The organism is Roseateles sp. P5_E8 (assembly GCF_054177665.1).
On sequence record NZ_JBGCUM010000042.1, the window covers coordinates 25,635 to 51,909 of the forward strand.

17 protein-coding genes are annotated in these 26,275 nt (G+C 67.3%); 10 read left to right on the forward strand and 7 right to left on the reverse strand.

Going from position 1 to position 26,275, the window contains the following annotated elements:
- Positions 1-6: 6 nt before the first annotated feature.
- Positions 7-2,541: a glycogen/starch/alpha-glucan phosphorylase gene (locus tag ACXRVZ_RS20430; protein ID WP_458232767.1), complete on the reverse strand. Its 2,535-nt coding sequence runs from the start codon at positions 2,539-2,541 to the stop codon at positions 7-9.
- 288 nt (positions 2,542-2,829) lie between these two features.
- On the opposite strand from ACXRVZ_RS20430, the gene ACXRVZ_RS20435 reads away from it, so the two are divergent.
- The 8 genes from ACXRVZ_RS20435 to ACXRVZ_RS20470 all read left to right on the forward strand — a co-directional run bounded on the left by ACXRVZ_RS20435 (position 2,830) and on the right by ACXRVZ_RS20470 (position 13,115).
- Positions 2,830-3,951 (forward strand): ABC transporter ATP-binding protein, encoded by a 1,122-nt coding sequence (locus ACXRVZ_RS20435; protein WP_457428111.1) that lies wholly within the window; start codon positions 2,830-2,832, stop codon positions 3,949-3,951.
- Positions 3,948-5,126, forward strand: a complete 1,179-nt coding sequence (gene malE, locus ACXRVZ_RS20440) for a maltose/maltodextrin ABC transporter substrate-binding protein MalE (protein WP_457428113.1) — start codon at positions 3,948-3,950, stop codon at positions 5,124-5,126. Before ACXRVZ_RS20435 ends, malE begins: the two co-directional genes overlap by 4 nt.
- Positions 5,123-6,703: a maltose ABC transporter permease MalF gene (malF, locus tag ACXRVZ_RS20445; RefSeq protein ID WP_458232768.1), complete on the forward strand. Its 1,581-nt coding sequence runs from the start codon at positions 5,123-5,125 to the stop codon at positions 6,701-6,703. The genes malE and malF overlap by 4 nt, the downstream gene beginning before the upstream one ends.
- A 284-nt stretch (positions 6,704-6,987) precedes the next feature.
- A complete protein-coding gene (gene malG / locus ACXRVZ_RS20450; RefSeq protein ID WP_457423208.1) occupies positions 6,988-7,878 on the forward strand; it encodes a maltose ABC transporter permease MalG in 891 nt (296 codons plus the stop codon).
- Positions 7,879-7,886: 8 nt separating this feature from the next.
- The gene (locus ACXRVZ_RS20455; RefSeq protein ID WP_457423210.1) at positions 7,887-10,256 is read left to right on the forward strand and encodes a glycoside hydrolase family 13 protein; all 2,370 of its coding nucleotides are present in this window, start codon (positions 7,887-7,889) and stop codon (positions 10,254-10,256) included.
- Entirely contained in the window at positions 10,253-11,131 is an 879-nt protein-coding gene (locus ACXRVZ_RS20460; RefSeq protein WP_457423212.1) for an aldo/keto reductase, read from the forward strand. The genes ACXRVZ_RS20455 and ACXRVZ_RS20460 overlap by 4 nt, the downstream gene beginning before the upstream one ends.
- Positions 11,113-12,189 (forward strand): hypothetical protein, encoded by a 1,077-nt coding sequence (locus tag ACXRVZ_RS20465; protein ID WP_457423213.1) that lies wholly within the window; start codon positions 11,113-11,115, stop codon positions 12,187-12,189. Before ACXRVZ_RS20460 ends, ACXRVZ_RS20465 begins: the two co-directional genes overlap by 19 nt.
- A gap of 35 nt (positions 12,190-12,224) precedes the next feature.
- The gene (locus ACXRVZ_RS20470) at positions 12,225-13,115 is read left to right on the forward strand and encodes a hypothetical protein (protein WP_457423215.1); all 891 of its coding nucleotides are present in this window, start codon (positions 12,225-12,227) and stop codon (positions 13,113-13,115) included.
- On the opposite strand, the gene ACXRVZ_RS20475 is transcribed toward ACXRVZ_RS20470, so the two are convergent.
- A complete protein-coding gene (locus ACXRVZ_RS20475; RefSeq protein WP_457423217.1) occupies positions 13,112-13,951 on the reverse strand; it encodes a PA4780 family RIO1-like protein kinase in 840 nt (279 codons plus the stop codon). The two genes, ACXRVZ_RS20470 and ACXRVZ_RS20475, sit on opposite strands and share 4 nt — an antisense overlap.
- A 222-nt stretch (positions 13,952-14,173) precedes the next feature.
- Here ACXRVZ_RS20475 and ACXRVZ_RS20480 point away from each other — a divergent pair, with 222 nt between their 5' ends.
- A complete protein-coding gene (locus ACXRVZ_RS20480; protein ID WP_457423219.1) occupies positions 14,174-17,503 on the forward strand; it encodes an MHYT domain-containing protein in 3,330 nt (1,109 codons plus the stop codon).
- On the forward strand, positions 17,500-18,504 hold the full coding sequence (locus ACXRVZ_RS20485) for an HD-GYP domain-containing protein (protein WP_458232769.1): 1,005 nt from the start codon (positions 17,500-17,502) through the stop codon (positions 18,502-18,504). The genes ACXRVZ_RS20480 and ACXRVZ_RS20485 overlap by 4 nt, the downstream gene beginning before the upstream one ends.
- On the opposite strand, the gene ACXRVZ_RS20490 is transcribed toward ACXRVZ_RS20485, so the two are convergent.
- The 5 genes from ACXRVZ_RS20490 to ACXRVZ_RS20510 form a co-directional block, all read right to left on the reverse strand.
- Positions 18,490-19,236: a sugar nucleotide-binding protein gene (locus ACXRVZ_RS20490; protein ID WP_457423223.1), complete on the reverse strand. Its 747-nt coding sequence runs from the start codon at positions 19,234-19,236 to the stop codon at positions 18,490-18,492. The two genes, ACXRVZ_RS20485 and ACXRVZ_RS20490, sit on opposite strands and share 15 nt — an antisense overlap.
- Positions 19,233-20,513 (reverse strand): alpha-amylase family glycosyl hydrolase, encoded by a 1,281-nt coding sequence (locus tag ACXRVZ_RS20495; RefSeq protein ID WP_457423225.1) that lies wholly within the window; start codon positions 20,511-20,513, stop codon positions 19,233-19,235. The genes ACXRVZ_RS20490 and ACXRVZ_RS20495 overlap by 4 nt, the downstream gene beginning before the upstream one ends.
- An 8-nt stretch (positions 20,514-20,521) precedes the next feature.
- Positions 20,522-22,027, reverse strand: coding sequence for a tryptophan halogenase family protein (locus ACXRVZ_RS20500; protein WP_457423227.1), 1,506 nt, complete (start codon positions 22,025-22,027; stop codon positions 20,522-20,524).
- A 10-nt stretch (positions 22,028-22,037) separates the two neighbouring features.
- On the reverse strand, positions 22,038-23,552 hold the full coding sequence (locus ACXRVZ_RS20505) for a tryptophan halogenase family protein (RefSeq protein ID WP_457423229.1): 1,515 nt from the start codon (positions 23,550-23,552) through the stop codon (positions 22,038-22,040).
- Positions 23,553-23,663: 111 nt separating this feature from the next.
- Positions 23,664-26,275 (reverse strand): TonB-dependent receptor (locus ACXRVZ_RS20510; protein ID WP_458232770.1); only part of this gene is annotated, 2,612 nt, incomplete at its 5' end.

The window sequence follows — 26,275 nt, forward strand, 5'->3', positions numbered from 1 at the left end:
ATTTCGTCAGGTGTTGAGACTTTTAACGGACCAGACACGGTCCACGTATTCGGCGATCGTGCGATCGGACGAGAACGGGCCCATGCCGGCGATATTGCGCAGCGCGCGTTCAGCCCAGGCGGCGCGGTCGGCGAACAGCGTGTCGACCTTGGCCTGGGTGGCGACGTATTCGGCGAAATCGGCCATCAGCAGGTAGACATCACGGTGCAGCAGGCTGTCGACCAAGCTGCGGTAACGCTCGGTGTCGCCATTGCTGAAGACGCCGGCCGAGATGGCGTCGATGACGCGCTTGAGCTGGCGATTCTCTTCGACGTACAGGCGCGGGTCGTAGCCCAGCTGCTTGATCTTGGCGACGGCGTCGGCGCGCAGGCCGAACACGAACATGTTCTCCACGCCCATGGCCTCGGCCATCTCGATGTTGGCGCCGTCCCAGGTGCCGATGGTGACCGCGCCGTTCATGCCGAACTTCATGTTGCCGGTGCCCGAGGCCTCGGTGCCGGCCGTCGAGATCTGCTCCGACAGGTCGGCCGCCGGGATGATGCTTTCGGCCAGCGTGACGCTGTAGTTGGGCAGGAAGACGAGCTTGAGCTTGTCGCCCACGCGCGGGTCGCTGTTGATGACGCGGGCCACGTCGTGCGCCAGGCGCACGATGCTCTTGGCCATCTGGTAGGCCGAGGCCGCCTTGCCGGCAATGATCACCGTGCGCGGCACCCAGTTGGCGTCGGGGTTGTCGCGGATGGCCTGGTAGCGGCTGATGACATGCAGCAGGTTGAGCAGCTGGCGCTTGTACTCGTGGATGCGCTTGATCTGGATGTCGAACAGGCTGTCGACGTTGACGTTCAGCCCCAGCTCACGGCGGATGACGGCGGCCAGGCGCTCCTTGTTGGCGCGCTTGACCGCCAGGAATTCCTCGCCAAGCTCGCGGTTGGCGGCCAGTGGCGCCAGCTCGCCCAACTCAGCCAGGTTCTTGCGCCAGCCTTCACCGATGCGGCTGTCCAGCAGAGTGGACAGCAGCGGGTTGGCCTGCTCCAGCCAGCGGCGCGGCGTGACGCCGTTGGTGACGTTGTGGAAGCGCTCCGGCCAGACGCGCGCGTAGTCGGCAAAGATGGTCTGCACCATCAATTCGGAGTGCAGCGCCGCCACACCGTTGACGCGGTGCGAGGCGACCAGCGCGACGGAGGCCATGCGCACGCGGCGCTCGCTGCCGTGGCTGCCTTCGTCGATGAGGGACACGCGCGAGGCGAAGGCGTGGTCGCCGGGGAAGCGCTCTTCCAGTTCGGCCAGGAAACGGTGGTTGATCTCGTAGATGATTTCCAGATGACGCGGCAGCAGGGCCTCGAACATCCGCACCGGCCAGGTCTCCAGCGCCTCGGGCATCAGCGTGTGGTTGGTGTAGGCCACGGCCTGGCGCGTGATCTTCCAGGCCTCGTCCCAACCCAGGCCTTGCTCGTCCAGCAGCAGGCGCATCAGCTCTGCCGGGGCGAGCGCCGGGTGGGTGTCATTCAGGTGGATGGCGTTGCTCTTGCCGAGGTTGTGCAGCGAGCCGAACTCGCGCAGATGGCGCGCCACCAGGTCTTGCAGCGAGGCGCTGACGAGGAAGGCCTCCTGCTTCAGGCGCAGCTCACGGCCGGCCTCCGTGGAGTCGTCGGGGTAGAGCACCCAGTTGATGGAATCGGCCAGCACCTGGTGGCGGGCCGCGCCGACATAGTCGCCCTCGCAGAAGGGCTTGAAGGCGATGGGCGAGGCCGTCGCCTGCCATTGGCGCAGCGTGGAGACGCGCTCGCTGTGGTGGGCGGGCACGATGAAGTCGTAGGCCTGGGCCTCGATCTCGTAGCCCGGCTGCCAGCGACGCACGCCGGTGGCATCGGCCTCCACGCGGCCGCCGAAGCCGACGTGGAAGCGCAGGTCGTGGCGGGGCAGCTCCCAGGCGGGTGTGTCACGGGTCCAGTCGTCGGGCTGCTCCAGCTGGCGGCCCTGGCTGATGATTTGCGCGAAGGTGCCGTAGTGATAGCGCAGGCCGTAGCCGAAGGACGGCAGCTCCAGCTCGGCGAACGAGTCCAGGAAGCAGGCAGCCAGGCGGCCCAGGCCGCCGTTGCCCAAAGCGGCATCGGGCTCACGCTCCAGCACGTCGCCCAGGGTCATGCCCTGCTCGGCCAGCTTGGCCTCCAGCGGCTCGGTCAGCTTCAGGGCCGCGAGCGCGTTGGACAGCGCGCGGCCCATCAGGAATTCCATCGACAGGTAGTGCACGCGGCGCACCGGCGCCTTGTCGCCACGCTTGGCGTCAGCGGCTTGCGTGGTGGCCCAGCGGCGGGCAAGCGTCTCGCGGCAGGCGATGGCCGCGGCATGCAGCGCGGCCTGGGGCGTGGCGCCGTGGCTGGACTGCGAGACCTCGCGGTCGTAGGCGGTCTCGAAGGCCGTGCGCAGGGCCTGGGTCTGGGGAGAAACAGCCGCAGAGGCGGTGGAGGCAGACAGCTTCATCGCGGTGGCCTTGGAAGTGCGTTCAACGGTCAGCGGGGTGCTGAGGCGGGTTCGGGTGTTCATCAGTGCCAGCCCTCGGGGACGAGGGAAGAATGCTACCGGAGCGGGAGCGATGTCCGAAGTATCGGACAGCTCCGGGGCGTTGTGTAGTTTGACTACATCGGGGAAACCACCTACGGACCGCAAATCGTTGATCCGCAAGGGTTTACTGAAGAATTCAGCGGGTAGACGCCGTTGTTTCAGCCGGACATGACATGTATATTGTCTACAAACGTGGTTAAAAGAGCGAAATTTGACCCCGAATGACGAGACAAGCCGGCACCCTGATGCCGAGCAGAAGAAAGGTTAGAAGTGGCAGACGTTCGACTCACCGGCGTTGAAAAAGCCTATGGCGACATCCGCATCCTGCATGGCATCGACCTGGAGATCCGCGACGGCGAATTCATGGTCTTCGTCGGGCCGTCGGGCTGCGGCAAGTCCACGCTCCTGCGCACGATTGCCGGCCTGGAGGAGATCACCAGCGGCGAGCTGACCATCGGCGGGCGCGTCGTCAACGACGTGCCGCCCAGCGAGCGCGGCATCGCCATGGTGTTCCAGTCGTATGCGCTCTACCCGCATATGAATCTGTTCGACAACATGGCGTTTGGGCTGAAGCTGGCCAAGGTTCCCAAGGCGGAGATCGAGACGGCGGTGCGGACTGCGGCCAAGATCCTTCATATCGAGCATCTGCTGGACCGCAAGCCCAAAGACCTGTCCGGCGGCCAACGCCAGCGCGTCGCCATCGGCCGCGCCATCGTGCGCAAGCCCGAGGTGTTCCTTTTCGACGAGCCGCTGTCCAACCTCGATGCAGCCCTGCGCGTGCGCATGCGCTACGAGTTCGCCAAGCTGCACGAGGACCTCAAGACCACGATGATCTACGTGACCCACGACCAGGTGGAGGCCATGACGTTGGCCGACCGCATCGTCGTGCTGAGCGCCGGCAAGATCGAGCAGGTCGGCTCGCCGCTGGAGTTGTACGAGCACCCGCGCAATCTCTTCGTGGCCGGCTTCATCGGCAGCCCGAAGATGAACTTCATCGAGGGCGAGCTGGTCGCCATCGAGGCGGGCCACGTCGACGTGAAGCTGAACGGCGGCAGCGTCGTGCTGCACGCCAAGGTGGACGGCAGCGCCGCCAAGCTGGGCGACAAGGTGACCCTGGGCGTACGGCCCGAACACATCCGCCAAGGTGGCGAAGGCAACCTGCTGCACAGCACCGTCGCCTTTGTCGAGTCGCTGGGCGGCATCACCTTCGCCTACTGCCCCTACCCCGGCCTGGAAGAGCCGCTTACCTGCCAGTTCGAAGGCCGCAACGGCTGCGACCGCCTGCGCAATGGGCAGGCACTGGACCTGCACCTGCCGGCCGAGGCGCTGTATGTGTTCGACGCCAATGGCATCGCCCTGCGTCGCCTGGCCGCGCCGGAGCTGTACGCATGAGGCTCAAGGCAATGCTTGCTGCGGCCCTGGTCGCCACTGTGGCACCGGCGCTGGCCGAGGCGCCCAAGCTCCTGGTCTGGATCAACGGCGACAAGGCCTACAACGGCTTGCAGAAAGTGGGCGACGCGTTCGAGAAGGTCTCGGGCGTCAAGGTCGTCGTCGAGCATCCGGTCGACCCGACCGACAAGTTCCAGCAGGCCGCCGGCGCCGGCAAGGGCCCGGACATCTTCTGCTGGCCGCACGACCGCGTCGGCGAATGGGCCAAGGCCGGGCTGCTGACGCCGCTGCGGCCGTCGGCCCGACTCAAGGCCGAGTCCGAGGAGACGGCCTGGCAGGCCCTCAGCTACCGCGGCCGCATCTGGGGCTACCCCATCGCCATCGAGACGACGGGCCTCATCTACAACAAGGCGCTGATCAAGCAGCCGCCGGCCACCTGGGACGAGGTCATGGCGCTGGACAAGCAGCTCCAGACGCAAGGCAAGCACGCCATCCTCTGGCACTACACCAAGAGCTTCTTCACCTGGCCGATGCTGGCGGGCGCCGGCGGCGTCATCTTCGGCCGTGATGCCCTCGGCGACTTCGACGCCAGCAAGGTGGACGTCAACAACGCCGGCGCGCTGCGCGCCGCGCAGACGCTGGACAGCCTCATCAAGAACGGCCACATGCCCAAGGGCGCCAACTACGCCGAGATGGAATCGGCCTTCGCGCGCGGTGACGTGGCCATGATGATCTCCGGCCCCTGGGCCTGGGACAACGCCAAGCGGGCCAAAATCGATATCGGCGTGGCGGGCATCCCAGCCGTCGTCGCCGGCAAGCCGAGCCAGAGCTTCGTCGGCGTGCTGGGCTGCATGATCTCGGCGCCCAGCAAGAACAAGGACATCGCCAAGGAGTTCATCGAGAACCACCTGATGCGGCCCGAAGCGCTGAAGGTGCTGGACGCCGACGTGCCCATCGGCGTGCCGGCCAACAAGGCCTTCTACGCCGAGCTGTCGGTCAACCCGCTGATCAGCGCGAGCATGACCAACGCCCGCAACGGCGCGCCCATTCCCAACATCCCCGAGGTCGGCCGCTTCTGGACCGCGATGGACGCGGCGCTGGAAGCCATCACCAACGGACTGCAATCACCGAAGGACGCGCTCGACGGCGCTGCCGCACGGATGCTGCTGAACAAATGAACGCGCTGTCTTCATCTCTGGGCCAGGGCGCCTACTCGACGCTGCCGCCCACGCTGACCGAGAAGTTGTCCAAGGGGCTGTACTGGCCGCTGGCCGTGGCCGCCATGGTCGCCGCGCTCTACTTCGTCTTCGTCGTCTACACGACCGGTCAGGCGGCCTGGGCCGTGGGCCTGCTCGTGCTGTTCACGGCCGGCTTCTACGTCTACCTGACCAGCGGCGGCTTTGCCTGGCGCTACCTCTTCCCCGGCATTGCCGGCATGCTGTTGTTCATCGCGTTCCCGCTGGTCTACACGGCGCAGATTGGCTTCACCAACTACTCCAGCACCCACCTGCTCAACGAGAGCCGCGTGCGCGAGTACCTGCTGGAGCAGCGTGACGCGGTGGAAGACCAGGTGCTGGCCTACAGCCTGCATGCCAGCGGCACCGAGTACCGCCTCGCGCTGCGTGCCGACGGCGAACAAGCACCACGCTGGGTGTCGCCGCCGCTGGCGCTGCGCGCCGGCAAGGAGTTGCGAATCGACCTGGCGGCGGCTGAGGCTGCCACCACGCCACCGGACGCCGCCCTACCCTTGCCAGAGCTGATCAAGCATCGCGAGGCACTGGCCAAGCTCGTGCTCGTGCAGCCCGACAAGACGGAGTTGCACTACCTCGGTCTGCGTGAGTTCGGCCCCGTCAAGCCGCAGTGGACGGCCAATGCCGACGACAGCCTGACCCGCAACGCCGACGGCGCCGTCTTCAAGGCCAACCGCGAGACCGGCTTCTTCGCCTCCGCCAGCGGCGAAGTCCTGCAACCCGGATTCAAGGCCTTCATCGGCGTGGGCAACTACACCCGCATGCTGTTCGACGCCGAGTTCCGCGGCCCCTTCCTGTCCATCTTCTCGTGGACGGTCGTGTTCTCGGCGCTGACCGTCATCTTCGCCACGGCCATCGGCATGCTGTTCGCCGTGATGCTGAACTGGGAGGGCATGAAGTACCGCACCACCTACCGCACGCTGCTGTTCCTGCCGTATGCAGTGCCGGGCTTCATCTCCATCCTCGTCTTCAAGGGCTTGTTCAACCAGAACTTCGGCGAGATCAACGCCATCCTGAATGCGCTCTTCGGCGTCAAGCCGGCCTGGTTTGCCGACCCGTTCCTGGCCAAGACGATGCTGGTCATCGTCAACGTCTGGCTGGGCTATCCCTACGTGATGATCCTGTGCTCAGGCCTGCTGAAGTCCATCCCGGCTGACCTCTACGAAGCCTCGGCCCTGGCCGGCGCCAGCCCCGCGACCAACTTCTTCAAGATCACCGCGCCGCTGATCATCAAGCCGCTGGCGCCGCTGCTGGTGAGCGCCTTCGCGTTCAACTTCAACAACTTCGTGCTGATCGCGCTGCTGACCGACGGCCGGCCGGACTTCCTATCCACCAAGCTGCCGGCGGGGCAGACCGACATCCTCGTCAGCTACACCTACCGCATCGCCTTCAAGGACTCGGGCTCCGACTTCGGCCTCGCGGCGGCGATCTCGACGCTGATCTTCTTCCTGGTCGCGGCGCTGTCGTTGATCAATCTGCGCATGTCGGCGAGGGCGCAGAAATGATGGCGCCGTTTGATCGGATAGGTTGCCAAGCGCGGCAGACGAGGGACTACGTGTCCCCCGGCCGCTACGCGACCTCCTCCTTTACCTTCGTCCCTCGCCCACCGCACTCGGCAACCTCCACCACTTGTTTTCTTCGACGAGTAAAGCCGCTGGTGTTGGATCGGGCCGGGTGGGCGGGCTGCGCAGGTAAAGGAGGAGACCGCGTAGCGGGCGGGGGACACGGAGCAGAACGTCCACCCGGGCCGATCCCGACCTACCCTGACAGAAATTCGGAGTCCTGACCCATGGCCATCGTTCTCGGCAAACAAGCCCGCTGGCGCACCTTCGCCGCGCACGCGGTGATGTGGGTCTTCATCGCCATCACCCTCTTCCCGCTACTCGCCGTCGTGTCCATCTCGCTGCGCCCCGGCAACTTCGCCACTGGCAGCCTGATCCCGACCGAGATCAGCCTGGAGCACTGGAAGCTGGCCCTCGGCATTCCCTACCAGGCCGCCGACGGCAGCCTCGTGCAGCCGCCCTTCCCTGTGCTCACCTGGCTGTGGAACTCCATCAAGATCGCCACGGCCTCGGCCTTCCTCATCGTCGCCATCTCCACCAGCGCGGCTTATGCGTTCGCGCGCATGAAGTTCCGCTTCGACAAGCCCGTGCTCAACGGCATGCTGCTGTTGCAGATGTTCCCGCCGGTGCTGGCGCTGGTGGCGATCTTTGCCATCTTCGAGACCATCGGCAACTACGTGCCCGCGCTGGGCGTCGAGACACATGCCGGCCTCGTGCTCGCCTACCTCGGCGGCATCGCCACGCATGTGTGGACGATCAAGGGCTACTTCGAGACCATCCCCGTCGAGATCGAGGAGAACGCCAAGGTCGACGGCGCCACGCACTGGCAGGCCTTCTCACGCGTGCTGCTGCCGATGGCCATTCCCATCCTGATGGTGGTGTTCGTACTGGCCTTCATCGGCACCATCATCGAGTACCCGGTGGCGAGCATCCTGCTGCGTGAAGAAGGCAACCTCACGCTCGCCGTCGGCTCCAAATACTTCCTGCACGACCAGCGCTTCCTGTGGGGCGACTTCGCGGCGGCAGCCGTGCTATCGGGCCTGCCGATCACGCTGGTCTTCCTGCTCGCCCAGCGCTGGATCGTTTCCGGCCTGACGGCGGGCGGCGTCAAAGGCTGAGGTTTCCCATGTTGAAGTCAATCGCGCTGTGCGCAGCGCTGCTTTCGCTCGCCTCCATCTCAAACGCGGCCTGCACCAAGCCACCCCTTGGCGACGCCACCCTCTACCTGCGCGGCGGCCTGAACAACTGGGCGACGCAGGACGAGCAGGCCTTCGAGTACCGCTGCGATGCCTACTACCTGAACCTCAGCGCCAAGGGCAGGCAGGAGTTCAAGCTCGCCGATGAGGACTGGACGGCCAGCCTGACCATAGGCGGCGACGCCAAGGGCCAGCCCGCCCGGGGCGGCCCCGGCAACATCAAGCGCGACTTCAGCGGCGAGCACACGCTGCGCCTGAGCTTCGCCGCCGATGGCGCGCCGCAGCTGGACATCGGCCCCCAGACCTTCAAGCCCACGCCGCCCCAGCCCATCGCCGACAAGGCCGCGCTGACGACGCACTTCGACTCCCGCAATGCCGAATCCAAAGCGCCCTTCGGCGCCCAGCCAACCGGCAGCGAGGTCCGCTTCAATATCGGCAACGATGTGCCCGGCCTGAAGCGCGCCACCCTCGTCATCGAGCGCCGCCAGATGAGCGGCAACCAGGAACAGCTCGCCTACAAACCCGTGGCCCGCATCGCCATGACGCCGCATTCGCACGGACTGGGCACAGGCTTCTCGGCCAGCCATCGCTTCGACGCCACCGGCATCTACGGCTACTGGTTCGAGATCGAGACGGCCCAGGGCAGGTACGCGCTGCAGAACAACAAGGACACCATCTACTGGACCCGCGAAAAGGGCTCCATGGGCCCGGCCTCGGTCGAGCGCCTGCCGAGCAACCTGAACCGCATCCGCCGCTACCGCCAGACCGTTTACGCGCCCGACTTCAAGGTGCCGGACTGGGCCCGGGACATCGTCTATTACTACGTCTTCCCCGAGCGCTTTCGCAACGGCGACAAGGCCAACGACCCGCGCCCCGGCGGCGGCCGGCCGCAGGACCGCTACCAGGACCGCGACGTCGAACGCCATGCCACCTGGAACGAGAAGCCGTTCAAACCCGGCACGGGTGATGGCTCCGACAAGCTGTTCAACAACGACTTCTTCGGTGGCGACCTGGCCGGCGTCATCGAAAAACTCGACTACATCAAGAGCCTGGGCGCCAACGCCCTCTACCTGACGCCGGTGTTCCGCGCGCCCAGCAACCACAAGTACGACGCGGCCGACTACAAGCAGATCGACCCGGCCTTCGGCACGAACGAGGACTTCGTGCGCCTGTGCGCCGAGGCGGCCAAGCGCGGCATCCGCGTCATCCCCGACACCTCGCTGAACCACGTCGGCAGCGACTCGCCCTACTTCAACCGCTTCAACAACTTCCCCGCAGGCGGCGCCTTCGATGGCGGCAAGATCAACCCCGCCTCGCCCTATGCGAGCTGGTTCAAGTTCAAGCCCCAGGAGACCGACCCGGACAAGCAGTTCCAGGGCTGGGTGGGCGTGAAGGACCTGCCTGAGCTGAACAAGGACGACCCGTCCTGGCGCGCCTACGCCTACCGCGACACCGACTCGGTGACGAACTACTGGCTGGACCGCGGCGCGGCCGGCTGGCGCATGGACGTGGCGCCCTGGGTGCCCGACGATTTCTGGCGCGAATGGCGCCAGGCCGTGAAGACCAAGAAGCCCGACGCGCTGACGGTGGCCGAGACCTGGTTCGATTCGAGCAAGTACCTCCTGGGTGACATGTTCGACTCGACGATGAACTACATCTTCCGCAACGCCGTGCTGGACTACGCCGCCGGCAAGCCGGCCCGGCTGATGACGGCCAACCTGGAACTGATGCGCGAGGCCTATCCGCCCCAGTCCTTCTCGGCACTGATGAACCTGCTGTCCACGCACGACCAGCCGCGCGCGCTGCACCACTTCGGCGAAGACAGCGACCGCGCCCTCGCCAAGCAGCGCCTGCGCCTGGCCGTGTTCTTCCAGATGACCTACCCCGGCTCGCCCACCATCTACTACGGCGACGAAGTAGGCCTGGGCGGTGGCGAAGACCCCTTCAACCGCGCGCCCTACCCCTGGGCCGACGAAGGCGGCCAGCCGGACGTTGCGCTGCTGGCCGACTTCAAGCGGCTCACACGAATGCGCCACGACCTGCCCGTGCTGCGCCATGGCTCCTTAAGCGCGCCGCTGTTCGTGGATGACCATGTCGTCGTGCTGGCTCGCCAGGACGGCAAAACCTGGGCCCTCACCGCCACCAACAACAGCACCGCGCCGCGCACCGTCACCGTCCGCCTACCCTTCGCTGCGACCTCGCTGAAAGACGCCCTCGGCGGCGAAGCTGTTCCCGTCACAAACGGCGCTATCCAACTGACCGTGCCGCCGCTGTTCGGCCGCGTCCTCATCAATCAATGATTCTGAACAACCTCGGCCACACCGGCCTCAAAGTCTCCGCGCTCGGCTTCGGCGCCATGCACATCAACGACGAGCGCACCAGCGAGCTTGAGGCCGGCGCACTGCTCAACCATGTGCTCGACGAAGGCATCACCCTCATCGACACCGCACGCGGCTACGGCTTGAGCGAGGAGCGCATCGGCCGCCACATCGCCCACCGGCGCGCAGAGTTCGCGCTGTCCACCAAGGTCGGCTACGGCGTCGAGGGCGTGCCTGACTGGAACTATGACTGCATCGTCGCTGGCGTGGAGCGCGCGCTCAAACTGATGAAGACGGACTGGCTGGACATCGTCCACTTGCACTCCTGCCCGCTGCATGTGCTGGAGCAGGGCGACGTCATCCGCGCGCTGGCCGACTGCCGGCAGCAGGGCAAGCTGCGTGTGCCGGCCTACTCGGGCGACAACGCCGAGATTGACTTCGCCATCGGTTGCGGCGCCTTCGGCAGCGTGCAGACCTCCATCAGCGTCTGCGACCAAGCCCACCTCGCGCAGCGCGCCGCGCTGGCCGACCATGCCGGCGTCGGCGTCATCGCCAAGCGCCCGCTGGCCGGTGCCGTCTGGCGCCATGCCGAGCGGCCCGGCGACTTTGCCGAAGGTCAGTACTGGGACCGCTTCCAGGCCATGGCGATGGCGCCCGTCGACGACTGGGCGGACATCGCCCTGCGCTTCGCCGCCTTCCACACCGGCGCGGCCAGCGCCATCGTCGGCACGGCCAAGCCGGCCAACCTGCGCCGCAACCTCGACGCGATCGCACGCGGCCCCCTCTCGCCCGCCATGGCCCGCACGCTGCGGGACGCCTTTGCCCCCCACGACAACGAATGGCCGGGCCTGATCTGACACTGGACCAGGTCCGCCAGCAGGCCAACCTGGCCTTCATCGCCAATGGCGCGGAGTTCGCCTTCGGCCATCGAGCCGCCCTGCCCTTGTCCGTGGCGCAGTTGAAAGCGCTGAGCGCAAGCAGCCCTGGCGTCGAGGCAGTTCACGACGGCGGGCTGACCGCCGAGGTGCTGTGCCTGGGCCACGCCGGCCGGCGCTGGGCCGTCAAGCGCGCCCGCGCCGAATGCCGGGTGCGCAACGAAGACGGCCGCACCTCCTTCTTGAACGAATTGCAGCGCCACGCCGAACTGGCCGGTCTTGCATTGCCATGCGTCATCGCGCCGGTCTACGGCTCCCTGCGCGCCGGGCTCGTCGTGTCGCCATGGATAGCCGGCCGTCATCCCGGCGTGCTGGACGAGCGCCAGGCCCGCACGCTGCTGCAGGCCGCCTGCGCGTTGGCGGAACACGGCTTCTTCGAGTGGGACTACAGCGGCGGCAACCTGCTGGACGACGGCGAACGCGTCTGGCTCTACGACTTCGGCTACTGCTACCGCTTCGATGCGCTGACGCAGTTCAACAGCGCCGGCAACGGCACCGCACACCCGCGCCACCACCCGGTCGAGCGCATCGAGGGCCGCCATCTGTTCGGCGCGCTGCTGGACGCCGGCAGCGATGCCGACGCCCTGCCCCACTTCGTCGCCTTCAAGCGCCTGGCCGTCGACGCTTACGAGACCCTGGCCGAACGCCTCGCCACGCGCGGCGCCACGCCGGCGGTACTGGCCCACTACCGCGGCCTGGCCGCGCGCTGGCGCCAAGCTCTGGCGCAAGACCCGGCCCGCCTCTACCTGGCAGATGCCTGGCAGGCCCACGCCAGCGACCTGGCCGACGACCTGCACGGCCGCTCCTGCACGCCGCGCACGCTCAGGCGCGCCCAGTGGCTGGAGCGCGCCGTGCGCGAGCACGCCGCCACCTTGCGCAGCACCGGCACGCTGGCCGCCGAAGACGCCGCCCTCAGCGACGCCGCGCTGCTGCAGCGCTACCTCGACCGCGAAACCGAGGCCAGCAATTACCAGCTCTGACGGGGCTCGGCCTGCTTGAAGCATGATGCGGGCCGATGCACCCGCCGCCAACGCCCCTGCGCCGCCGCCCCCTGCTGGCCCTGCCCCTGCTGCTCGCCGGCCGGCCGCTGCAGGCCCAGGCCGCAGAAGGCGTGCGCATTCCGCGCCACATCAGCATGCCCGACCCGCAGCTGCTCTATGTGCGCCGCATCGTCGAGCTGGCGCTGAGCCGCGCCGGCAGCAAGCTGGAGGTTCGCACCGTCGACCTCGACATGACCCAGGGCCGCACCCTGATCGAACTGGCCACCGGCCACAGCCCCATCGACCTGATGTGGACCATGACCGACCGCTCGCGCGAGTCATCCGGCCTGCTGCCCGTGCGCATCCCCATCGACCGCGGCCTGCTCGGCTGGCGGCTGCTGCTGGTGCGCCGCAGCGAGCTGGCGCAATGGTCAAGCGTGCGCAGCCTCAAGGACCTGAGTGGCCGCCTGGCCGGCCAGGGGCATGACTGGCCCGACACCACCGTCCTGCGCGCCAACGGCCTGCAGGTGGGCACGAGCAGCGTCTACGAGGCCCTCTTCCGCATGCTGGCCGCCGGCCGCATCGACTACTTCCCGCGCTCCATCCTGGAGATCGACGCCGAACTGGCCGGCGGCCGCTACCCCGAGCTGGCCATCGCGCCCGACCTGATGCTGCACTACCCCGCGGCGGCCTATCTCTTCGTCAGCCCGAGCCGGCCCGAGCTGGCCGCCGAGCTGAAGGCGGGGCTGGAGGCGGCGGTGGCCGACGGCAGCTTCCAGCGCCTGCACCGTGAGCAGTACGGCAGCGTGATCAAGGCCCACCCGGTCTCGCCCGGGCGCGTGCTGAAGCTGAGCAACCCGCTGCTGCCGCCCGAGACACCCACGCGGCGCCGCGAGCTGTGGCTGCAGCCGGGCGAAACCATCTAGCTCATGCGCATCACGCGCTCCGCCTCTTCCAGCCGCGCATCCTCGATCTCGCGCAGCACGCTGGACAAATCCACCTCGCCCGGCTTGCGCTCGTAGCGGCCAGTCAGCGGCATGCCGGGCGCGAGCTGGCCGGCGGCGTAGATCGCCCAGATCTCCGGGCCGTACTGCGTGCCCAGCAGGGCCGGCGCGTACTGGCCGAAGAAGTTGCGCAGGTTGTTCACGTCGCGGATCAGCATGCGCGGCGCATGGTTGTTGCCGGCTGCGTCCACGGCCTGCGGCAGGTCGATGATGACCGGCCCGTCGGCGGCCAGCAGCACGTTGAACTCCGACAGATCGCCGTGGATGACGCCTGCGCACAGCATGCGCACCACCTCATCGATCAGCGTGGCGTGGTGCTGGCGCGCGTCGGCCTCGCTGAAGCTCAGGTCGTTCAGCCGCGGCGCGGCGTCGCCGTGTTCGTCGGCCACAAGTTCCATCAGCAGCACGCCGTCGTGGAAGTTGCCCGGCTGCGGCACGCGCACGCCGGCCGCGGCCAGGCGGTAGAGCGCGTCGACCTCGGCGCTCTGCCAAGCCGCCTCCTGCTGCTGGCGGCCATAAGTCGTGCGCTTGGTCATCGCGCGCGCCTGGCGGCTGTTGCGCACCTTGCGGTTCTCCGTGTAATCCACCGCCTGGCGGAAGCCCCGCTTGTTGGCCTCCTTGTAGACCTTGGCGGCGCAGGTGTCGTCGCCACAGCGCACCACGTAGACGTCGGCTTCCTTGCCACTCTTGAGCTGCCGCACGACGCTGTCGATCAGGCCCTCTTCAATCAATGCCTGCAGGCGCGGGGGTGCTTTCATGGGCGGATTCTCGGGCCTCGGCGGGCGGCGTCTGCCCAGGCAGCCGGCCGATCCTCCTACCCGCGTGAGTCAGCGGGGTGCAAACGCGACGGCCCGCTTCGTTAAAAAGCTGCAATTTCGCCGCTTCAGTCAAGCAACGAAATGCGGGATAAAGGCGCCAATGACGGCAACATAACGCTATATCCCCTTTTGGGTCGCATTCCTCGTGCTGCGGCTTTGCATGTGCAGTTCCTCGCCCAGTACTTTCTGATTCGCGACGGCAGCCCGACGGCGCTGCTGCTAGCCCACTACCAGCCCTGGCTGGTCGTCCTGTCGCTGGTGGTGGCCTCGCTGACCTCGGCGCTGGCCCTGCAACTGGCTGGCATGGCGCGCACGGTCGATGCGGGCCGGCCACGGCAGCTCACGCTGCTCAGCGGTTCGCTGGCGATGGGCGGCGGCATCTGGGCGATGCATTTCATCGGCATGCTGGCCTTCAGCCTGTGCACGCAGATCGCGTTCGACGCCGGCATCACGCTCGCCTCGATGCTCCCGGCCGTGCTGGCTTCCTGGGTCGCACTGAACCTGATCTCGCGCGGCACGCTGGGCCGCACGCAGTGGGTGCTGGGCGGCGTGCTGGTGGGCGCCGGCATCGGCGCGATGCACTACACGGGCATGGCAGCGATGGAGCTGACCGCCCAGTTGCGCTACGACCCGCTATGGTTCGGCGCCTCCATCGTCGTCGCCGTGTTGCTGGCGATGCTGGCGCTGTGGGTGCGCTTCGGGCTGGAGCACCGGGTGTCGAGGCTGACAGCCGTGCTGCTGGGCGGCCTCGTCATGGGCTGCGCGATCGCCGGCATGCACTACACGGCCATGGGTGCCGCGCGCTTCGTCGGCGCGCCGGACGAACTCTGCGTGGGCAGCGTCGACCGCAACGGCTTCATGGCGCTGGCCATCACCGTCGTGACGCTGACGATCAGCCTGCTGACCGCCGGCGCCAACGGCCTGCTGCGCTACCGTGCGCTGAACCGCCAACTGGGTCTGGAGCAGGAGCGCGCGCAGGCGCTACTGGACACGGCCGTAGATGGCATCGTCACGATCGACAACGACGGCGTGATTCGCTCGTTCAACGGCGCGGCGGAGCGCCTGTTCGGCTGGCCGGCTGGCGAGGCGCTGGGGCAGAAGGTGAGCGTGCTGCTGCCGGAGCCCGGCGCCGAGGGCCGCGAGGCGCAGGTCGCCCGCTACCTCAACATCGGCCATCGCGGCAGCGCGGCGGCGGAAGCCGGTGCCAGCGGTGACCGCGAAGTCATGGCCCGCCATCGCGACGGCCATCTGATGCCGATCCGCCTAGCCGTCGGTCGCATCGAGCACCACGGCGACCGTCACTACATCGCCTTCATCACCGACATCGCCGACCGCAAGCAGATGGAACAGGCGCTGCGCGACAGCGAGGAGCAGTACCGCAGCCTGATCGCCAACAGCCCCGGCGTGACCTTCCGCTGCCGGATCGACGAGCGCTGGAGCCTGCTGCTGGTCAGCGACGCGATGGAGACGCTGTCGGGCTGGCCCGCCGCGGACTTCCTGGCCGGGAGCATCCATTGCGGCGACCTGGTCCACGCCGACGACCGCGAGCGCGTCAACGCCACCATCCACGCAGCCCTGGCCGCCGATGAGTCCTACGCGGTCGAATACCGCCTGATGCGCCGCGACGGCGGCGAGCGCTGGGTCTCCGAGACCGGCCGTGGTGCGCGCGACGCCAAGGGCCAGGCGCGGTGGATCGACGGCGTGATCATTGACATCAGCGAAGCGAAGCGCCTGCAGCAGGAACTGACGCGGGCCAAGGAAAGTGCCGAAGCGGCGGTGGCGGCCAAGGGCGCCTTCCTGGCCAACATGAGCCACGAGATCCGCACGCCGATGAACGCCATCCTCGGCTTCACCGAACTGCTGCTGGACACCACGCTCGGCGAGCTGCAGCGCAAGCACCTGACAACCGTGCGCGGCGCGGCGCGCTCGCTGCTCGGCCTGCTCAACGACATCCTCGACACGGCCAAGCTCGAGAAGGGCGCAGTCGAATTGGAGCAACTCGACTTCTCGCTGCACGCCGTCTGCGAGCAGACCTTCAATTCGCTGCGCCTGGGCGCGCAGCGCAAGGGCTTGACGCTGCAGCTGGACTATCCGGACGCCGAGCCGCGCTTCTTCAAGGGCGACCCGCTGCGCATCCAGCAGGTGCTGGTCAACATGGTCGGCAACGCGATCAAGTTCACCGAGCGCGGCGTCGTGACACTGGCCATGCGGGTCGAGCAGGAGCAGGTCCATCTGCGCGTGATCGACACCGGCATGGGCATCGCGCCGGACCGGCTGGAGCGCATCTTCGACGCCTTCGCTCAGGCGGATGCGTCGACGACGCGCCGCTTTGGCGGCACGGGCCTGGGCACGACGATCTCGCGCCAGCTGGTGGAGCGCATGGGTGGCCGCATCACCGTCGAAAGCACGGAGGGCGTCGGCAGCTGCTTCCACATCTGGCTGCCGCTGCCCGCGGGCGAGGCGGTGGCGAACGCCGAGGAAGGCGCGCAGATGGTGCTGCCACCGCTGCGCGTGCTGGTCGCCGACGACGTGGCGCAGAACGGCGAGCTGTTGCAGTTGATGCTGGGCCGCGACGGCCACACGGTCCGCCTGGCCACCAACGGGCTTGAAGCCTTGCAGGCCTTCAGCGACCAGGACTTCGACGTCGTGCTGATGGACGTGCACATGCCCGAGCTGGACGGCCTGGGCGCCACCCGCCGCATCCGCCAGTTCGAACTCAGCCACAGCCGGCCGCGCACGCCGGTGGTCGCACTGACCGCCAGCGTGCTGGAGGAAGACCGCCAGGCTGCATTGGCCGCCGGCATGGACGGCTTCGCGACCAAGCCTATCGAGTCGGCCCTGCTGCGCGCCGAGATCGCCCGCGTGCTGGGCCTGGCGACGAGCATCGCTGCGCCGGCGCGCGCGGCCGGTGCCGACGAATACGCGGAGGCCGCTCTGGACTGCGCGCACGGCGTGCGTCTGTGGGGCAACGCGAGCGCCTGGCGGCGTGCGCTGCGGCGCTTCGCGCAAGAGCAGGTCCAGGGCGGGCCGCGCCTGATGGCCCTGCTGCGCAGCGGCGAATGGCTGGAGGCTCGCGGCCTGGTCCATCGCTGGCGCGGTGTGGCCGGCAGCCTGGCGATGCCGCTGTTGCTCCAGGCGACCAAGCCGGTCGAGGATCTGCTTCGCCGGGATCGGCATGACGAGGCCCTGGTGGCCGGCGAAGCGCTGGTGGCCGCGCTGGCCGATGTATTGGAGGCGATCACCGAGCTTTCGCAGGCGGCCAACACTTCATCGGCTCCGCTCATGGACGAACCGGCAAAGGAAGCGGGCAAGGCTGTGCCACCGGCTCTGCTGGCGCGCATGGACAAGGCGCTGCGGCACGGCGAGCTGGACGAATCGGCACTGGCCGAGCTGGTCCGGCATCAGGGTGCCGCGCGCTGCACCCCCTTGACCGACGCGCTCGACCAGTTCGACTTCGACGCGGCGCTGAGGGCGCTGCAGGCCTTGCGATGAACACGCCCGACAAACCCGACAAACGCCCCAAGCTGCTGCTCGTCGACGACGAGCCGGTCAACCTGCAGGTGCTGCGCCAGGTCTTGCAGGATGACTACCGGCTGCTCTACGCCCGCGACGGCCACAAGGCCCTGGAGCTGGCCCGCGCGGAATCGCCGCAGCTGATCCTGCTGGACGTGATGATGCCCGGCCTGTCGGGCCTGGACGTCTGCCGCACCTTGAAGGCCCAGCAAGCCACGGCCGCCATTCCGGTGATCTTCGTCACCGCCCTGTCGGACGCGCAGGACGAGGCCCAGGGCTTCGAGGCCGGCGCGGTGGACTACATCGGCAAGCCGATCAGCCCGGCGACCGTGCGGGCCCGCGTGCGCACCCACCTGCAACTGGTGCGCGCCGAGACGCTGCTCGAAACCCGGCTGCAGATCGTGCTGTGCTTGGGGCGGGCGGCCGAGTACAAGGACAACGAGACCGGCTGGCATGTGCTGAGGATGAGCCACTACTCGCGCATCCTGGCGCTGGCCGCCGGCTTCGACGAGGCCGATGCCGAGGACTTGATGCACGCCGCGCCCATGCACGACGTCGGCAAGATCGGCATCCCCGACGCGGTACTGCAAAAGCCCGGCCCGCTCGACGAGCGCGAGTGGGAAATCATGCGCCGCCACCCGCTGATCGGCGCCGAGATCCTTGGTGCACACCACAGCGGTCTGCTCTCCACCGCGAGCCGCATCGCGCAGGCCCATCATGAGAAATGGGACGGCAGTGGCTACCCGCATGGCCTCGCCGGCGACGACATCCCGCTGGAGGCCCGCATCGTCGCCATCGCCGATGTGTTCGACGCGCTCACCAGCGTGCGGCCCTACAAGAAGGCCTGGACCATCGAGCAGGCCTCGGAGCACCTGCGCGCGCAGGCGGGCAAGCATTTCGACCCGCAGCTGGTCGAGCTGTTCCTAGCCAGCCTGCCGGCCATCCTCGAGGTGCGCGAGCGCTTTCTAGAGGCGGGATAGATCGGGCAAACGAGCCGACAGCGGCGGCAGCCCGCTCGGCCCACCCACCAGGCGCTGGTCGTGCCGGTAGTCCTGATGCGGTTCGACCCGCCAGTCGCGCCCGAACTTGGCCGCCAGCGCGCGGGCGATCTCGTCGAAGCGCCACGCCTCGTCGGCATTGCTGTCCAGGTGGTGCACGCCGGGCAGCGGGCGTTCGATGAGGCCGAGCAACGCGGCGGCCGTGTCCGCCATGAAAGAGCAGGCCGGTGTCCAGGCGCTGCTGGCCTTCACGCAGCCATCGCGCTGCTGCCACTCGTCCAGCGTCAGCAGCATGTTGTTGCCCGGCCGGGTCTCGTCGATTTGCCAGCCGATGCGGGCGATGACGGGCCGCTGGTTGGCCAGCAGCACGGCGTCTTCGCATTCGGCCTTGTAGCGGCCGTAGTCGTTGCTGGAATTGCGTGCGCCGTCCACGTCGTGCGGGCCGTCAGGTATTGGGTCGAACACCATGACGGTGCTGGTGAACAGGAAGTTCGGGCAGCGCGAAGCCAGCCAGCCGGCAAAGCGCGCCGAGGCCATGCCGAGGTGGGCAATGGCGTCTACGGACTGCGCGGACAGCCAGGCGGCCGACAGGGCTTCGTTCTCGATGTCCACCGCGTTGCGGTCCCAGCCGATGACTTCGTGGCCCGCCGCGCGTGCGGCCTCGGCCAGGCGCGGGGCCAGCGTTCCGTTCAGGCCGGTGATGAGGATCTTCATGACAGCTTCCAGCCCCAGGGCTTGAGTTTGTGACCTTGCCAAGTCTGATCGGTCCTGGACAGGTTGACGGCCACACGAACGACGTCGCTGCCCAGCTTGCGCTCGAAGGCCATCACATCGCCTTGCGACGCCAGCAGCGTCACCGGCGCACCGTATTGCCCCGCCGCCAGCGCCGGATGCTTGTGCTTGAGCGCAATGAGCTGCTGGTAGAAGCCCGTCAACTCATAACTCTTCCATGCGATGACGTCCTTCTCGAAGAACTCCAGCTTCTTGGTCAGCCGCGACTCCTGGCCGTTGTAGATCAGCGGCATGCCGGGCAGCGTGAAGGTCAGCACGGCGAGCGCCTGGTAGGCATCGCCGTAGAGATCGGCATCGGTGCCGTGCCAGGAGTTGAAGTCGTGGTTGCTGGTGAAGCGCATGCGGTAGGCGTGGGCGGGATAGCCGGCCGGCTCCTTGGCCAGCCAGGCCTTGAGCAACGGCGCACCGGCCTCGCCCTTGCCGATCTTCTTGAACACCTGGTCCGCCAGGTCCCACGAGTAGGTCATGTCGAAGGCGCCGCTGGCGTGCAGGTCGACCGCGTCGGACTCGGCCAGCATGAACATCGGCTTCACCGCGTCAAGCTCCTTGCGCGCGCGCACCCAGAAGTCGGTCGGCACCAGGCTGGCCACGTCGCAGCGGAAACCGTCGAGGTCGACCTCGCGCACCCAGAACTTCATCGCCTCGACCATCGCGCTGCGCAGGCCCTCGCTCTTGTAGTTCAGCGCGATGACGTCGTCCCAATGCTCCTCGCTGGGCTGGCCTTCGTTGAAGGTGACGGGGTAGACCTCGCCCTTGGCGTTGAGCTTGAACCAGTCCTTGTGCGCCGTGGCCCAGACATGGTCCCAAGCGGTGTGGTTGGCCACCCAGTCGAGGATGACCTTCAGCCCGAGCTTGTGCGCCTGGGCCACGAAAGCCTTGGCATCTGCCAGCGTGCCGAACTCGGGGTTAACCGCCGTGTAGTCGCTGATCGAGTAATAGCTGCCCAGCGTGCCCTTGCGGTTGAGCTTGCCGATGGGCTGCACGGGCATCAGCCAGAGGATGTCGACGCCTAGCTCTTTAAGGCGCGGCAGGTCGGCCTGCACGGCCTGGAACGTGCCGGCCTGCGAGTACTGGCGCACGTTGACCTGGTAGATGACGGCCTGGCGCGTCCAGGGCAGATGGGGCATGTCGATGGGAGCGCTCATGGCAGGCAATGCGAGGGAAGAAGCGGCGGTCAGCACGGTGCGGCGGGTGGGCATGGGAGTCCTCATCGGGACGCCGCGCAATGGCGGGCGATGTAGTCGGCGTGGTCCGGCATCAACTGCACGCTGCCATGCACCGCGCGGTGCACGGCCTCCAGGTAGGCGTGCACGCGGTCGTCGGGCTGCAGCGCGGCGAAGGGGTGGAAGGTGTCGGGCAGCAGGTTCTGCCCGGCCATGACCTGCAGCCAGGCACTCTCGGCGAAGAGTTCGCTGTTGAAGCGTGTGACGCGGCCGTGGGCTTTGTAGAGATCGATCTTCTGCCGCAGCGACTCAGGCACGGCCATGTGGGCGCAGTCGCGCCAGAAGCCCGAGTCGTCACGTTGGTTGACGTGATAGTGCAGCACGATGAAGTCACGGATGCGCTCCCAGTGGAAGCGGCTCTGCGCGTTGAACTCGTCGATGTCTGCTGCGCTGAAGCCCCGATCGGGGAAGAAGTCGATCAGCAGCTGTATGGTCTGCTGCACGAGGTGGATGCTGGTGGACTCCAGCGGCTCCACGAAGCCACCCGCCAGGCCGATGGCGACGACGTTGCGATGCCAGGCCTTGCGGCGCACGCCGGCGGTGAAGCGGAGCGGTCGTGGGTCGGCCAGCGGCTTGCCGTCGAGATTGGCCAGCAGCGTGGCCGTGGCCTCGTCGTCGCTGATGTGGGCGCTGCAATAGACGTGGCCGTTGCCGATGCGGTGCTGCAGCGGGATGCGCCATTGCCAGCCGGCGCGGTGGGCCGTGGCGCGGGTGTAGGGCGTCAGCGGAGCCACAGACTCACACGGCACGGCCAGCGCGCGGTCGCAGGGCAGCCAGTGGCTCCAGTCGTCGAAGCCGGTCTTGAGCGTCTCCTCGATGAGCAGCGCGCGGAAGCCGGAGCAGTCGACGAACAACTCGCCTTCGATGCGCTCGCCGCCTTGCAGCACCACGGCATCGATGTCGCCCGACTCGGCGCGCGTCGCATGCGTGATGCGGCCCTCGGTACGCTGCACGCCGCGCGCTTCGGCGAGCTTGCGCAGGTAGCGCGCGTAGCGGCCGGCGTCGAAGTGGTAGGCATAGGCGATGTCGGCCAGCGGTGAGTTGGCCGGCTCCGGCCGCGCCGGCATGAAGCGGTTGGCCCGGGCCGCCATCTGCGTGATGGCGTAGTCGCCCAGCGGCCGCGCACGACCGGCCACGCGCATGCGGTGCCAGTACTGCTCGAAGCCGACGGTCCAGAGGTCCTGCCCGACGCGGCCGAAGCCGTGCATGTAGCGGTCGCCCATGCGGCCCCAGTTGACGAACTCGATGGCCAGCTTGAAGGTACCGCCGGTCTCGCGCAGGAACTCGTTCTCGTCTATGCCGACGATGCGGTTGAAGCGCTGGATCAGCGGGATCGTCGCCTCGCCGACGCCCACGGTGCCGATCTCGTCGGACTCCACCAGGCGGATGCGGTAGCGGTCGCCCACCACCGCTGCCAGGCCCAGGGCCGTCATCCAGCCGGCCGTGCCGCCGCCGACGATGACGATGTCTTGGATCAGCGCGGTCGGCATGCTCACATGCTCACATGCGCCTGGCCGCGCAGTGCTGGGCGATGTAGGCGGCGTGGTCGGGCATCACCTCCACGCACTTGGCGATGACCTCCCGCACGCCTTCCAGGTAGTCGTGCGTGTCTTGCTCGCTTTGCAGGTCGGCCAGCGGGTGGTGGCGCTGCGGCGTCAGGTTCTGGCCCTCCATGACCTGGATCCAGCCGACCTCGGCAAACAGCTCGTTGTCACGGCGCACGACACGGCCGTGGCTGCGGTAGAGGTCCAGCTTCTCCTGCAAGGCGTCCGGCACGGACATGTGGGCGCAGGCCTGCCAGAACGCTGAGTCGTCGCGCTGGTTCAGGTGGTAGTGCAGGATGACGAAGTCGCGGATGCGCTCGTAGTGGAAGCGGCTGTGGCGGTTGAACTCGGCGATGTCATTGGCGCTGAAGCCGCGGTCCGGGAAGAAGTCGATCAGCTGCTGGATGGCCGTCTGGATCAAATGGATGGACGTGGATTCCAGCGGCTCCAGGAAGCCGCTGGACAGGCCGACGGCGACGACGTTCTCCTTCCAGGCAAGCTTACGCATGCCGGTCTGGAAGCGGATGAGGCGCGGGTCGGCCAGCGGCTTGCCGTCCAGGTTGGCCAGCAGCGTGGCGGCGGCCTCGTCATCGCTGATGTGCTGGCTGCTGTAGACGTGGCCATTGCCGATGCGGTGCTGCAGCGGGATACGCCATTGCCAGCCGGCGCGGTGGGCCGTGGAGCGGGTGTAGGGCGTCAGCGGCGAGACGGACTCGCACGGCACGGCCAGCGCGCGGTCGCAGGGCAGCCAGTGCGTCCAGTCCTCGAAGCCGGTCTGCAGCGTCTGCTCGATCAGCAGGGCCCGGAAGCCCGAGCAGTCGATGAAGAGGTCGCCCGCGATGCGCTCGCCGCTTTCCAGCACGACGGCATCCACATGCCCCGGGTGTGCGCCCTCGCCTCGCCGCGTGGCGTGGGTGATCTTGCCCTCGATGCGCAGCACGCCGCGTTGCTCACTGAGCTTGCGCAGGTAGCGCGCGTAGAGGCTGGCGTCGAAGTGGTAGGCGTAGGCAATCTCGGCCAGCGGCGAGTTGCCGAGGTCAGTGCGTGGCGGCATGAACTTGTTGGCCAGCGCGGCCATGCGCGAGATGCTGTACTGCTCCAGCGGCTGCGCCCGGCCCGCGGAGCGCATGCGGTGCCAGTACTGCTCGAACTGCACGGTCCACAGGTCCTGCCCCAGCCGCCCGAAGCCGTGCATGTAGCGGTCACCCAGCTTGCCCCAGTTCACGAACTCGATGCCCAGCTTGAAGCTGCCGTTGGTCTCGCGCACGAACTCGTTCTCGTCGATGCCGACGACACGGTTGAAGCGCTGGATCATGGGGATGGTCGCCTCGCCCACGCCGACCGTGCCGATCTCGTCGGACTCGACGACACGGATGCGGTAGCGACCGCGCAGCACGGTGGACAAGGCAGCGGCAGTCATCCAGCCGGCGGTGCCGCCGCCAACGATGACGATGTCTTCGATCAGGGGCATGGAAGAGACGATGAATGAGAGCGGTCGCGATGTTGGCACGCCCGCGCGATGTAAAAAACCCTTGCCGGATCGCTCCGGCAAGGGTTGTGACGCTAGCAGCCGATCAGGAGATCAGAACTTGTAGTTCACACCCATCAGGTAGGTCTTGCCATAACGGGTGTACTGCTTGGTCTGCGTCGGGTCGTTGTTGTAGTACTCGACGTAGGGCTCGTTGCCCAGGTTGTTGACCTGGAACACGACCGACAGGCCCTTGGCGGCGCCGCTCTGGAACTCGTAGCCGAGCTGCAGGTCGGTGACCTTTTCCTTCTTGACGTACTCATACGTGCGGTCGGCGCCGAAGCCTGTCACCTCACCCATGAAGCCGTCACGGATACGCGTGCTGATCCGCGCCGAGAAGCCCGACTTCTCGTAGTAGGCCGTCAGGTTGTAGGTGTTGGGCGACAGGCCCGGCAGCGGGCGCGAGTCGCCAGGGCCGAACGGGCTGATCTTGCTGTCGACATAGGCGTAGCTGAGCTGCACGCCGAAGCCGTCGAGCACGTTGGACACCAGTTGCAGCGGCAGCGACACGGCCAGCTCCACGCCTTGCAGCGAACCGCCCGTGCCGTTGGCCTGGGTGGAGTACTCGCCGATGGTGGTAGGCGGAATGACGGTACCCGGGGGCACCAGCGTGCCGAAGCGCTCCTTGAAGTCGATGCTGAGCTTCTGGCTGTAGATGTAGGTCTTCAGGTCCTTGTAGTACGCGGCCAGGGACACGTAACCCTTGTTGCCGAAGTAGTACTCATAGGACAGGTCGACCGCATCGGCCTTCCAGGGCTTCAACTCGGGGTTGCCACCGTCGCCGGTCCACATGCCCGGCTTTGTCGGGTCTTGGCCCGGTTGCAAGCGCGTGTTGTCCACGCTGTAGGCCTGCGTGGCGCGCAGGTCGTCCATGCGCGGGCGGGTGATCTGGCGGGCCAGGCCGAAGCGCAGGTTCTGGTTGCCGGCCACCTGCCAGGTCAGGTTCAGGCTGGGCAGCACGTCGGTGTAGCTGGTGCCGCGCGTGATCGGTGCCTTGGCCAGGGTGGCCGCCTGCACGCTGAAGGCCGTCGAGCTCTGCTTGGCATTGATCGCCTGCACGCCCAGGTTGCCGCGCAGCGGCATGCCCAGGAACTCGGTGTCGATGTCGGCCTTGGCGAAGACGGTGGAGATGTCTTCCTTGACGGTCCAGTCCTTGTTGATGATGTCCTTGTGAACGTTGCCACGCAGCGTGTAGAACTGCTCGGCGGCGGCGCGGGCGTCATACGAGATGAAGTTGCCCAGGCCGGCGTAGGCCATGCTGTTGGGGTCGGACAGCAGGCCGGCCGGGATGGTTGTCGGCGAGGTCTTCAGGTCCATGAACCATTCGGGCACGACGCGCGACTTCTCACGCTGCGTGAAGTTCAGGCCAATCTCGCTGCCGCTAAAGAAGGCGAAGTCCTGTGAGAAGCGCGCAACCACCCGGGCCGCCTTGATCTCGTCCTTGACCTCGGGCTTCTTGATGTAGCCCGCCTGGCCCCAGCCGCCGGCGTCCACCAGCTTGATCAGCGCCGGGTCGGCGTAGTTCAAGCCGGCCGTGATGCTGGGGAGGCCACCGCCCTGAGGCATGACGACCTTGAACGTGTCCAAAGCACCCGAGCCGCCAGGGCCGGTGCCGGCATACATCTCCATGATGGATTCGTTGCGCTCGGCCTTGGACCAGCTCAGGTCACCCACCAGCGTGACCGCCGGGTTCAGCACCAGCTTGCTGTTCCAGCCGATGGCGTTGATGGTGTCCTTGCGGTCGTTGACGTCGTGGCGCAGCACGGGCTTGACGCCAACGTAGTCGCCCTGGGTCAGCACGCCACCGGTGATGGTGTTGCCAGACGTCACAGCACCTTCGACGACCGGGTTGTTCAGCCCCTGCGCACCCCAGGCCAGACCGGCTTCGAAGCCACGCTGCAAGGCGTTGCGCTCATAAGTCGTGTGGTAGACGTCGACAAGCGTCTCGAAATCCTTGGAGGGCTTCCACTGCAGCACGCCCATCAAGCCATTGCGCACCTGCGAGGCCGACTCGTTGCGCAGCTGCACGCCGCCCGGCAGGCGCACGTCGATGTAGGTTTTGCCGTTGATGACTGTCGGATTCTGAGTGTCGTTCCCGGTGGTCGGGTAGCCCCAGCTGCGGTAGTAGTTGTTCTGGTTCGGCGAATCCAGGCGCGCATAGCCCAACGCGATGCCGACAGTGCGGTCGGCGGACTGGTCGATGTAGGAGAAGCTGAAACGGCTGCCCGTGTCCTTGGCGGCACCCGGGTTCAGGCGGCCCAGCGAGTTCTTCTCGCCGCGCAGGTTCACGGCCATCGTGCGGCCCGCGAAGTTCAGCGGGCGCACGGTCTGCAGGTCGATGGTGGCGGACAGGCCCTGGCCGATCAGCGCGCCGTCCGGCGTCTTGTAGATGGTCACGCCGCTGAGCAGCTCGGACGGGTACTGATCGAACTCGGCAGAGCGGTTGTCGCCGGTGCTGACCTGCTCGCGGCCGTTCAGCAGCGTGGTGGCGAACTGACCGGGCAGGCCGCGAACTTGCACTTCCTGGGCGCGACCGTTGAYGCGCTGGGCAGCCAGGCCGGGCAGGCGGCCGATGGACTCGGCGATGGACGAGTCGGGCAGTTTGCCGATGTCTTCGGCCGAAATGGCTTCGACGATGGAGTCGTTGTTGCGCTTGACCGAGATGG

Coding starts and splice junctions, on each gene's coding strand:
- ACXRVZ_RS20430 (WP_458232767.1), bottom strand. CDS start 2,541: ATGAACACCCGAACCCGCCTCAGCACCCCGCTGACCGTTGAACGCACT.
- malE (WP_457428113.1), top strand. CDS start 3,948: ATGAGGCTCAAGGCAATGCTTGCTGCGGCCCTGGTCGCCACTGTGGCA.
- malF (WP_458232768.1), top strand. CDS start 5,123: ATGAACGCGCTGTCTTCATCTCTGGGCCAGGGCGCCTACTCGACGCTG.
- malG (WP_457423208.1), top strand. CDS start 6,988: ATGGCCATCGTTCTCGGCAAACAAGCCCGCTGGCGCACCTTCGCCGCG.
- ACXRVZ_RS20455 (WP_457423210.1), top strand. CDS start 7,887: ATGTTGAAGTCAATCGCGCTGTGCGCAGCGCTGCTTTCGCTCGCCTCC.
- ACXRVZ_RS20460 (WP_457423212.1), top strand. CDS start 10,253: ATGATTCTGAACAACCTCGGCCACACCGGCCTCAAAGTCTCCGCGCTC.
- ACXRVZ_RS20465 (WP_457423213.1), top strand. CDS start 11,113: ATGGCCGGGCCTGATCTGACACTGGACCAGGTCCGCCAGCAGGCCAAC.
- ACXRVZ_RS20470 (WP_457423215.1), top strand. CDS start 12,225: ATGCACCCGCCGCCAACGCCCCTGCGCCGCCGCCCCCTGCTGGCCCTG.
- ACXRVZ_RS20475 (WP_457423217.1), bottom strand. CDS start 13,951: ATGAAAGCACCCCCGCGCCTGCAGGCATTGATTGAAGAGGGCCTGATC.
- ACXRVZ_RS20485 (WP_458232769.1), top strand. CDS start 17,500: ATGAACACGCCCGACAAACCCGACAAACGCCCCAAGCTGCTGCTCGTC.
- ACXRVZ_RS20490 (WP_457423223.1), bottom strand. CDS start 19,236: ATGAAGATCCTCATCACCGGCCTGAACGGAACGCTGGCCCCGCGCCTG.
- ACXRVZ_RS20495 (WP_457423225.1), bottom strand. CDS start 20,513: ATGCCCACCCGCCGCACCGTGCTGACCGCCGCTTCTTCCCTCGCATTG.
- ACXRVZ_RS20500 (WP_457423227.1), bottom strand. CDS start 22,027: ATGCCGACCGCGCTGATCCAAGACATCGTCATCGTCGGCGGCGGCACG.
- ACXRVZ_RS20505 (WP_457423229.1), bottom strand. CDS start 23,552: ATGCCCCTGATCGAAGACATCGTCATCGTTGGCGGCGGCACCGCCGGC.